Annotated in this window: 9 protein-coding genes and 1 tRNA gene; 7 read left to right on the forward strand and 3 right to left on the reverse strand. The window is 61.4% G+C overall.

Features of this window, described 5'->3' with window-relative positions:
* Window positions 1-156: 156 nt before the first annotated feature.
* A complete protein-coding gene (locus WBV42_RS05125) occupies window positions 157-543 on the reverse strand; it encodes a NifU family protein (protein ID WP_423985070.1) in 387 nt (128 codons plus the stop codon).
* A gap of 110 nt (window positions 544-653) precedes the next feature.
* On the reverse strand, window positions 654-2,156 hold the full coding sequence (locus WBV42_RS05130) for a hypothetical protein (RefSeq protein WP_423985071.1): 1,503 nt from the start codon (window positions 2,154-2,156) through the stop codon (window positions 654-656).
* 79 nt (window positions 2,157-2,235) lie between these two features.
* Here WBV42_RS05130 and WBV42_RS05135 point away from each other — a divergent pair, with 79 nt between their 5' ends.
* The 3 genes from WBV42_RS05135 to WBV42_RS05145 all read left to right on the forward strand — a co-directional run bounded on the left by WBV42_RS05135 (window position 2,236) and on the right by WBV42_RS05145 (window position 5,923).
* Window positions 2,236-3,153 carry an MBL fold metallo-hydrolase gene (locus WBV42_RS05135; RefSeq protein ID WP_423985072.1) on the forward strand — a complete coding sequence of 306 codons (918 nt, stop codon included), beginning with the start codon at window positions 2,236-2,238 and terminating at the stop codon, window positions 3,151-3,153.
* Between the two features lie 83 nt (window positions 3,154-3,236).
* Entirely contained in the window at window positions 3,237-5,171 is a 1,935-nt protein-coding gene (locus WBV42_RS05140) for an AMP-dependent synthetase/ligase (protein ID WP_423985073.1), read from the forward strand.
* Window positions 5,172-5,257: 86 nt separating this feature from the next.
* On the forward strand, window positions 5,258-5,923 hold the full coding sequence (locus WBV42_RS05145) for a DUF7119 family protein (RefSeq protein ID WP_423985074.1): 666 nt from the start codon (window positions 5,258-5,260) through the stop codon (window positions 5,921-5,923).
* A 13-nt stretch (window positions 5,924-5,936) separates the two neighbouring features.
* Here the strand turns inward: WBV42_RS05145 and WBV42_RS05150 are convergent, their stop codons facing one another.
* The gene (locus tag WBV42_RS05150; RefSeq protein WP_423985075.1) at window positions 5,937-7,217 is read right to left on the reverse strand and encodes a M20 family metallopeptidase; all 1,281 of its coding nucleotides are present in this window, start codon (window positions 7,215-7,217) and stop codon (window positions 5,937-5,939) included.
* 110 nt (window positions 7,218-7,327) lie between these two features.
* On the opposite strand from WBV42_RS05150, the gene WBV42_RS05155 reads away from it, so the two are divergent.
* From WBV42_RS05155 to WBV42_RS05170, 4 genes are all read left to right on the forward strand, one after another.
* A tRNA-Lys gene (locus tag WBV42_RS05155) sits at window positions 7,328-7,401 on the forward strand.
* Window positions 7,402-7,550: 149 nt separating this feature from the next.
* Window positions 7,551-7,688, forward strand: coding sequence for a hypothetical protein (locus tag WBV42_RS05160; protein WP_423985076.1), 138 nt, complete (start codon window positions 7,551-7,553; stop codon window positions 7,686-7,688).
* 90 nt (window positions 7,689-7,778) lie between these two features.
* Complete coding sequence (locus WBV42_RS05165; protein WP_423985077.1) at window positions 7,779-7,979, forward strand: hypothetical protein; 201 nt, start codon at window positions 7,779-7,781, stop codon at window positions 7,977-7,979.
* A gap of 83 nt (window positions 7,980-8,062) precedes the next feature.
* Window positions 8,063-8,718 (forward strand): Gfo/Idh/MocA family protein (locus tag WBV42_RS05170; RefSeq protein ID WP_423985078.1); only part of this gene is annotated, 656 nt, incomplete at its 3' end.

Raw genomic sequence — 8,718 nt, forward strand, 5'->3', positions numbered from 1 at the left:
CAGTGATACACCGGAAAATATCCGATTTTCCGGGCCGACGACTGAGCGGAGCGTAGGGAAGTGAGGGAGGAGTGCTTTTGATCCAGCTTTTGCTGGGAGATCAGCGAGGCCAGCGCTGATTCGGCGCTGGCCTTCGACTGAAGCAAAAGGTGGGCGTTAGAAGTGCTCGTTCTCGCCCGGCGTGTTCAGTTTTCCGCCGCGGCCACCCTCCGAGCGGTCGATGCCCATGACGCTCTCGGCTTGATCCGTCTGCCATTGGCTGGTTCCGTCGTCGGCGATGCGGACGGTCACGTCGTCAACCTCGTCGAACTTCTTCAGGAGTTCGACCTCGATGTTCTGGGACGTGATGGGGGTGATGGAGCACCCGCCGCAGGCCCCGCCGAGTTCGATAACGACCTCGCCGGATTCCGGGTCGGCCTTTCTGACCGCGCTCGTCCCGCCGTGCATCTGGATGATGGGCATCTGGGCTGTCAGCCAGCGTTCGACCCGCGATTCGAGGTCGTCCTCGGACCCCGCCGATTCGGTCGCGCCCTGTTCACTCATACACACCCATAGGAACTCGAAGTATGGTAAGCTTGGGGTTCGAGTCGGCGATTATGGGCCGAATCATTCCCGAAAAATCACGCGGATTGTCGACCTTCACTCGTCCGGATTCAGTCCTCGTTCCTCCGTCTACGCGCCCAGAGAGAGAATCCGAGAACGGAAAGGCCAGCGACGCCAACTCCGAAGCCGGGTTGGCCCGTCGTCGCGGCGACGTCGTCCGTCTGCTCGCCGGTTGCCGTCGTTGTCGCGGTGTTCCCGTTCGTGAGCGGTGGCGAGGATTTCTGTTCTCCCGTGTAATTTGGGAAGATGTAGACGCCGCCTCTGCCGTCGCCGTCCCCTCCCATACTCCCGCCGACGAATACGGTATCGGAGACGTACTCGGCGCTCCAGAAGGCGGTCTCGTTCGGCTTGCGCCACCAAACGAGTTCCTCGGGGTTCGACGGATCGCTCACGTCGAACACCTTCACGCCGCCGTTGTACCACGAAGTGTAGAGTCGGTCGCCGACGAAGTCGAAGTTGTGCGAGGTCGTCCACTGACCGGACGAACTGACTTTCCCGCATTCGTGGCAACCGTGTGCCGAGGCGACGCCGACCGGCGAGAGCGCGGCGACGATGGACGACAGGGGGGAAACGTCGTAACTCGGGTCGGCCGTTTTCGGCGGCTCGATGGTGGTGAGCTTTCGCGGACGTTCGATTGTCGAAATGTCCCAGAGGTCGATGCCGCCGGGTCCGGTTCGCTTCGGGCCATCGGTATCCCACGCCTCCTTGTTACAGGCGAGCAGGCTCGCATCCTCGTTCGTCATCACGAAGTGGGCGTTCCCCGGTAGGCCGACCACGGCATCCCGCTCGTCGGACGATGGGATTTCCGTGAGCTTCTCCAGCGGTCGCCCGCCGAAGTGCGCGACGTGTGTCGGATGCTTCGGATTCGACACGTCCACGACCCAAATTCCGGCATCCCATTGTGCGAGGTACGCCCGGCCGTCGTGCACCCACACGTCGTGGAGCGTGCGCACCCACGAATCGACCCCCGACCACTTCGAGTCGTACTCGACCATCGACCACCGGCCCACTTCCTTCGGCTCGTCGTTCGACACGTCCATCAACACGAGGGGGTTACCGTCTCCGTTGTTACCCGTAAGATACGCGATGTCGTCCGTGAGGAAGGCGTTGTGAATCGGAAACGTCGTCTCGTGGAACGCGACGCGCTTCGGTTTCGATGGGTCGCTCACGTCGTACAGCAGGATTCCGTGCACCTCGTCGCTCTCAACCGGGTTCGCCGGGCCGACGACCAGCAGTCGATCGCCGTCCACCGTCACGTCCCAAATCTCGGTCAGCGGCCCGCCGTCGTGTTCCTCCAGCAGACCGCGCCGTTCGGCCAGTACGTGCGGATTTTCCGGATTCCGGATATCGACCGTCACGAACCCGTCAGTCGCCGCGACGAACGCGGTGTTTCCGTCGTCCCCGACGACCGTCTCCTTGGCATCCTCGATGGACACGTGTCCCAGTGGTTGGTACGAGTCGCTCGCCGAATTGGCCCCGATACCCCCCGTCGAGAATAGACACGCAGCGCTTCCCCCCACGGCGGCCGTGCGAAGAAAGTCTCGCCGATGCATGCCCGTTAATCGGTCGGCAGAAGGATAAAAGCGCGGACGACGCGAATCGTTTTTCCCGTTTCCCGACGCGAGGTATGGTATGGGAATCGGCGACCTACGGGAAGTCACGGTGGGTGACTGTTCCGACTTGTACTATCTGGACACGGGAATGTACGACACGGAGGCCTACGGTGCGGTGTACATCCTCGACACCGAGCGCCCGGCAATCGTGGAGACGGGTATCGGAACGGGTTACGAACGGATCCTCGACGCGCTCGACGAGTTGGATATCGAGCGGGAGGACGTGGCGGTCATCGCACCGACACACGTACATCTGGACCACGCGGGCGGTGCGGGCTTCCTCGCGGAAGCGTGTCCGAATGCGGACGTGTACGTCCACGAAATCGGTGCACGCCACCTCGTGAATCCCGAGTATCTGGTAAAGGGAACGAAAGCGGCCGTCGGCGACCAGTGGCAGTTCTACGCCGAACCAAAACCGGTACCGGAAGACCGCGTCGTGGAAGTGACGGAGGGCGACAGTATCGACTGTGGCAGTCACGACCTGGAAGTGTTCTACGCGCCGGGCCACGCGCCACACCAGGTCATCTTCTACGACGAGGCGAACGATGCGGTGTTCACCGCCGATTCGGCCGGGATTTGGGTGCCGAGCATCGGTGAGGTTCGGGAAACCTCGCCACCGACGGATTTCGATCTGGACCAGTGTTTGGACGACGTGGAGACGATCCGTGATATTTCCCCGAGCACGCTCCTCTACACCCATTTCGGGCCGCGGGAGTACTCCGACGAGGCGATGGACGAGTACGGCGAAGTCCTCTCACAGTGGGTCGCAGCGGTCGAAGCCCAACGTGCCGCCACGGACGACGACGAGGAAATCATCGAGACCCTTATCGACCGACAGGAAATGGACGAGGTTTGGGGAGAGACGAAGGCTCACGAGGAAACGAAATTGAACACCCGCGGCGTTCTCCATTATCTCGACACGCACGAAGGGCTGTGAAACAGGAGAAGCCGCACAAACTTCCATAAACTTTCGTATCGTTTTATACTACCTTAATGGGGGTGAACACACAAGTGGTTGGTATGGAGTGGCGTGACGCCGAGAAAGAGTTTACCGACCCCGTCATCGAGCGGACGACGCTGTCCCGAATGTTCGAGGACAGCGCCGAACGACACGAAAATCGTCCCGCACAGCAGTACAAGGGCGGTATCTACCGTCGCTCACTGACCGAAACCGTGCTCCCGGCGGCACCGGACGGCGAGTTTCGGTCGATTTCGTACCCGAAGATGCGCGATATCGTCCGGAACCTCGCCGCCGGATTCTGCGACCTCGGCGTCGAAGCGGACGACAGAGTCGGGATTTTTTCGGACACGCGAATGGAGTGGGCACAGACTGACTTCGCGTTGCTCGCCGCAGGCGCTGTCGTGACGACGGTGTACAGGAGTTCCTCCGTTTCACAGGTCGAATACCTCCTCGGAGACCCCGAAGCCACGGGCGTCGTCGTCGAAAACGAAAGCTTGCTGGAGCGAGTGTTCGAGGCTGAGGACGCGTTGGACCTCGAATTCATCGTCGTGATGGACTCGCTCTCGCGGGAATACGACCGCGACAACATCTACACCCTCGCCGAGGTACACGACCGGGGAGAGGCGGCCTTCGACCTCGACGAGTACGAATCGTGGCTCGACGCTCGCGACCCCGACGACCTCGCCACGCTCATCTACACCAGCGGGACGACGGGCCGACCCAAAGGCGTGAAGCTCACCCACTGGAACTTCCGGTCGAACGTCAACCAATGTTATCGTCGGTTCGGACCGCGCCCCGACAAGGAATGTCCCGTCATCGACGAGTATTCGAAAGCCGTCTCGTTCCTCCCGCTTGCACACGTCTTCGAGCGGACTGCCGGTCACTTCATGCTGTTCGCCGCCGGTGCGTGCATCGCCTACGCGGAAAGCCCGGATACGCTACAGGACGACTTCCAAACGGTGAAACCGACCACCGGAACCAGCGTCCCGCGCGTCTACGAGCGGATCTACGATGCGATTCGCGCACAGGCCGACGAGAGCGACTTCAGCCGCCGCGTGTTCGACTGGGCGACGGACGTCGGCGTTGCGTACCACGAGACGGACTCCCCGAGTCTGGGTCTCCGCGCACAGAAAATTCTCGCGGACAAACTCGTCTTCGACAAGGTAAAGGAGGGCCTTGGCGGCAACATCGACTTCTTCATCAGCGGCGGTGGCAGTCTGTCGGCCGATTTGTGTGCGCTCTATCACGGCATGGGACTGCCGATTCTCGAAGGCTACGGACTCACGGAAACCTCGCCCGTCATCTGCGTCAACCCACCCGAAGCGCCGAAAATCGGCACCATCGGCTATCCCGTCGTGGACGTCGAGGTCCGGGTCGACGAATCGATCGTCGGGGAGAACTTCTCGGAAGCGGCAGGAGACGTCGGCGAACTGCTCGTCAAGGGTCCGAACGTCACCGATGGTTACTGGAACAAACCCGAGGAAACCGAACGCGCCTTCACGGAGGATGGCTGGTTCCGAACCGGCGACATCGTCGAAATCCGGCCGGACGGCTACATCGCGTTCCGCGAACGCGCCAAGGAGTTGCTCGTTCTTTCGACCGGCAAGAACGTCCCACCAGGTCCCATCGAGGATGCCTTCGCCGCCAGCGAAATCGTCGAACAGTGCATGGTCATGGGCGACGGCCGGAAGTTCGTCAGCGCGCTCATCGTCCCCAACGTCGAGAAGGTCCGTGAGCGGGCCGCCCGCGAAGGGATTTCCCTCCCGGACGACGACCGTGAGCTCTGTCGGAACGATACGGTCTCCAACTGGATCGAAGACGAAATCGAGCGGATCAACCCCCGGTTCGAATCGTACGAGCAAATCAAGCAGTTCCGCCTCGTCCCCATCGAATTCACCGAGGACAACGACCTGCTCACCCCCACGATGAAGAAAAAGCGTCGCAACATCCGCTCACGCTTCTCCGACGACATCGATTCGATTTACATGGAGTGAGCGGATCACTTCGCATCGAATGTAATAGTATAAACACGTTCCGTTGAACGGTTCCTTTTTACCTCGTCCCTTCCACACCATGAACAATGACCAACGGCCCCGAGAAGGAGCCACCTGCGGATCGCAAATCCCCGGTCGGAAAACCAGTCGTCCGTGGAGACGTGTCGGTTACCGGCGCGCACGCACGGGAAGCCAAAGCGTTCGACCCCGACGACCCCGAGAGCGTCGAAGAAGCCGCGCTAACGGTCCGTGCGTTCGCGGAGGGGAGCCCGGGGCGAGAGGACAACGTCTACATGTTGCGTGGGGCAGCGGCCTGTGCAGCGCTCGTCCGAGGAGTTGGCTCCTACAAGGGTGCCGCAAAGCGGGCGGGAGGGGAGACGACAGTCGCGTTCATCAGAAAGTGGGCACGGGTGCACGACCTGCCGCGTTCGATCCGACGCCACGTCGCGATGGGGCACATCGCACCGACGGCGGCGAAACACATCGCCCGCGTGGACGGCGACGCTCGCTATCAACTGGCGTGGGCGATTCTCGACAACTCGTTGACCGTACGTGAAGTGCGCGCCATCGTCAGCGACATCAACGACGGGACCACACCCGAACGCGCGCTACGAGCCCACGGCGTGACCTTGGGGGAAGTCACACTCTCGCTCCCGGCCGACCTGTACCGCGAGCTCCGACGGGAAGCCGCACTCGCGGGCGAAGAACCGGAACAGGTCGTCGCTCGGGCGCTCGAAAAGGAATTGGAGTAACCGAATCCCGGCCTCAGCCGAGGAACGTTCGAGCCGTCCCCGTCAACACGGTTCCTGCAGTAACCACGTCCGGCCAGTGAACCGTCTCGTTCGGGAAGTGGGCCTGTTCGATCGTCCCCGGTCCGAAGAGAACGGTCGGAATCCCCGCGGCGACGTAATGGCGCGAGTCCGCACCGTAGGTCTCGCCGCGAAGCGTCGTGTCGAGACCCGAATCGTCCATCGCCGATTGGAGCGCGCCGACGATGGGTTCGTCCGCGTCCGTCTCCGCGGACTCGAACTGGATCGAAAACCGCTCGAACGTGGGGGGATGCTCGCGAAGCCAGTCGTTCTCCTCGACGACATCCGCGAGGCGCTCTTCGTACATCGCTTCTACTTCGTCCACCGTTTCACCCGGCGCGACGCCGAACCGCATCTCCGCGGTGAGCGTCGCGGGAACCGACGACGACCACGTACCGGCCTCGACGGTACCGATGACGATGGGCCACGAGATGGGGAATTCGTCGTACAGCGGATGCGTGACGGACTCGTTCCGCTCCGCTTCGAGCTCGGAGAACGCGTGTGAAATCGCCTCGAAGTGCGGGAGGACGTTTTCGCCGCGCCACCGCGTCGCCGCGTGGGCGGATCGTCCCTCGATGTGGAGTTGTTTCATCACCGTTCCCTCAACGGCAGTGACAGGCGTGAGATCCGTCGGTTCCGCGACGATGGCCGCATCGCGTTCGAACGGATACGGGTTCGACAGCGCGGCGGCCGCCGCGCCCAAGCCGCCCTCCTCCTCTCCGACGACGCTCTCGACGACGAGACGGCCGTTCAAGTCCTCGGCATGGTCCACGAGGTGTTTCGCAGCGAAGACGCAGGCCGCGACCCCGGACTTCATGTCCACCGCGCCGCGCGCGGTGAGGTCATCGCCATCCCACGTCGGCTCGAACGGGTCAGTCTCCCACGATTCGTTGGCGACCGGAACCACGTCCATGTGGCCGTTCAGGACGAGCGTCGGCCCGTCGTCCGGATTACCGAACTCCAACACGCCCGCGACGCTCGGGCGCTCCGCGAGGCTCGGCCCGTCGGCACTCGCCTCGGTGTGTTCGATTTCGACGGGGTCGTCGGGAAACGACGGGTGTTCCGCCAGTTCCTCGGCATGCGCCGTCCATTCGTACGTCTCGAAGCCCATCTCGGAAAGGCGGTCGAGGAGCCATTCCTGTGCGGGGCCTTCCTTTCCACCGGTCGTGTCGAACGAACAGAGCTGGTGGACGAAATCACGCAACTCGTCCCCCTGTTCAGTCTCGAACGAGGTCATGATTTGACAGTCGGTACCGGGGGAGAAAACTGTACGCACCCCGGAGATGGATGCGGAATCCGGATCAGAATGGCAAACGTTTAAACGTCGCAACTCGCAAGAGGAAATGAGGGCTGGTAGCTCAGTTAGGCAGAGCGTCTGGCTTTTAACCAGACGGCCAGGGGTTCAAATCCCTTCCAGCCCGTTTTTGCGACGAACCACGGTGAGAAGTGAAACGGCCATCGAGGTTTGAATCAGACCGAGGTTCTGCGCCGTGCGCAGGTTCTCGGGTGGGGTTCAAATCCCTTCCAGCCTGTGAGGAACGAACGTGACGAGCGAAGCGGCCAGCGAGATATGACTCGGAAGACGCAGTTCGTGAGCACTAACGAGGCGCTTCGTGCCTCGATGCGAGATGCCGCGAGCACGGAAGCGAACGAACCAAGCGTCGTTCTGGCCAAAATTCGCCGAAACGATTCGGCGAACGTCGCGTAGCGCGCGTTCTCCGAGCGTGACTGGTTCTCAAAACGGCCGGCCGACATCGTTCAGTAGATATTATAAGTCGTCCGAACACAGAACACGGATATGAACCGCTATATCGAAGATCCACTCGAACCACTCGGCGTCGTGTTCGGGATTCTGCTCGTACTCATCGGAATCGGAACGCTCGTCGGGATGCCGTGGGCGCACAAATCGGGCAGTGCCCTGCTAATGCTCGGGCAGATAGTTGGCGCGATCGCCGCGATCGGTATCGGTGCAGCCCTCGCATGGGTTACCCGCACGTAGAACGACTGCGCTAGTTTCTATCGTTCATTCTTACTGACAGAGTAGACACTTCCATTCATAACGGAGAAGGATAGACAGTAGATATGAAATTCGGCATCATCAGTACCGCGAACATCGGTACGGAAACCGTCATCCCCGCGATTCAGGAGACCGAACACGAAGTCGTTGCCATCGCGTCGAGGAACCGCGCACGCGCACAGGAGGTCGCAGAGCAACTCGAAATACCACGAGCCTACGAGACATACGAGGAGCTGCTCGACGATGACGAGATAGAAGCCGTGTACAACCCGCTCCCCAACGCGCTCCACGCCGAATGGACGAAACGGGCCGCCGATCACGGCCTACACGTCCTCTGTGAAAAGCCGCTTGCAGTGGACGCCGCTGAAGCCCGAGAATTGGGTCGGTACTGCGACGAACGGGGAGTGACACTGATGGAAGCGTTCATGTACCGCTACCATCCCCGAACACGACGTGCAGCCGAGTTGTGTCGTGAGTTGGATATCCGGTCGGTAAAGGCCCGCTTCCAATTCGTACTGGACGAACCGAACGACGTCCGTTTCGACCCCGACCTCGCAGGAGGGAGCCTCATCGATGTCGGCAGTTACGCAGTCAACATCATTCGACTGTTCCTCGGGGAACCGGAGCAAGTGTACGCGACGACAACCACGATGGACAACGGTGTCGAAACGGAACTGACCGCGATCCTCGAATACGAAGACGGTGTGACAGCGGAGATATC

The sequence above is a fragment of the Haladaptatus sp. genome (genome assembly GCF_049589095.1).
Classification (GTDB): domain Archaea; phylum Halobacteriota; class Halobacteria; order Halobacteriales; family Haladaptataceae; genus Haladaptatus.

Coding starts and splice junctions, on each gene's coding strand:
- WBV42_RS05125 (WP_423985070.1), bottom strand. CDS start 543: ATGAGTGAACAGGGCGCGACCGAATCGGCGGGGTCCGAGGACGACCTC.
- WBV42_RS05130 (WP_423985071.1), bottom strand. CDS start 2,156: ATGCATCGGCGAGACTTTCTTCGCACGGCCGCCGTGGGGGGAAGCGCT.
- WBV42_RS05135 (WP_423985072.1), top strand. CDS start 2,236: ATGGGAATCGGCGACCTACGGGAAGTCACGGTGGGTGACTGTTCCGAC.
- WBV42_RS05140 (WP_423985073.1), top strand. CDS start 3,237: ATGGAGTGGCGTGACGCCGAGAAAGAGTTTACCGACCCCGTCATCGAG.
- WBV42_RS05145 (WP_423985074.1), top strand. CDS start 5,258: ATGACCAACGGCCCCGAGAAGGAGCCACCTGCGGATCGCAAATCCCCG.
- WBV42_RS05150 (WP_423985075.1), bottom strand. CDS start 7,217: ATGACCTCGTTCGAGACTGAACAGGGGGACGAGTTGCGTGATTTCGTC.
- WBV42_RS05160 (WP_423985076.1), top strand. CDS start 7,551: ATGACTCGGAAGACGCAGTTCGTGAGCACTAACGAGGCGCTTCGTGCC.
- WBV42_RS05165 (WP_423985077.1), top strand. CDS start 7,779: ATGAACCGCTATATCGAAGATCCACTCGAACCACTCGGCGTCGTGTTC.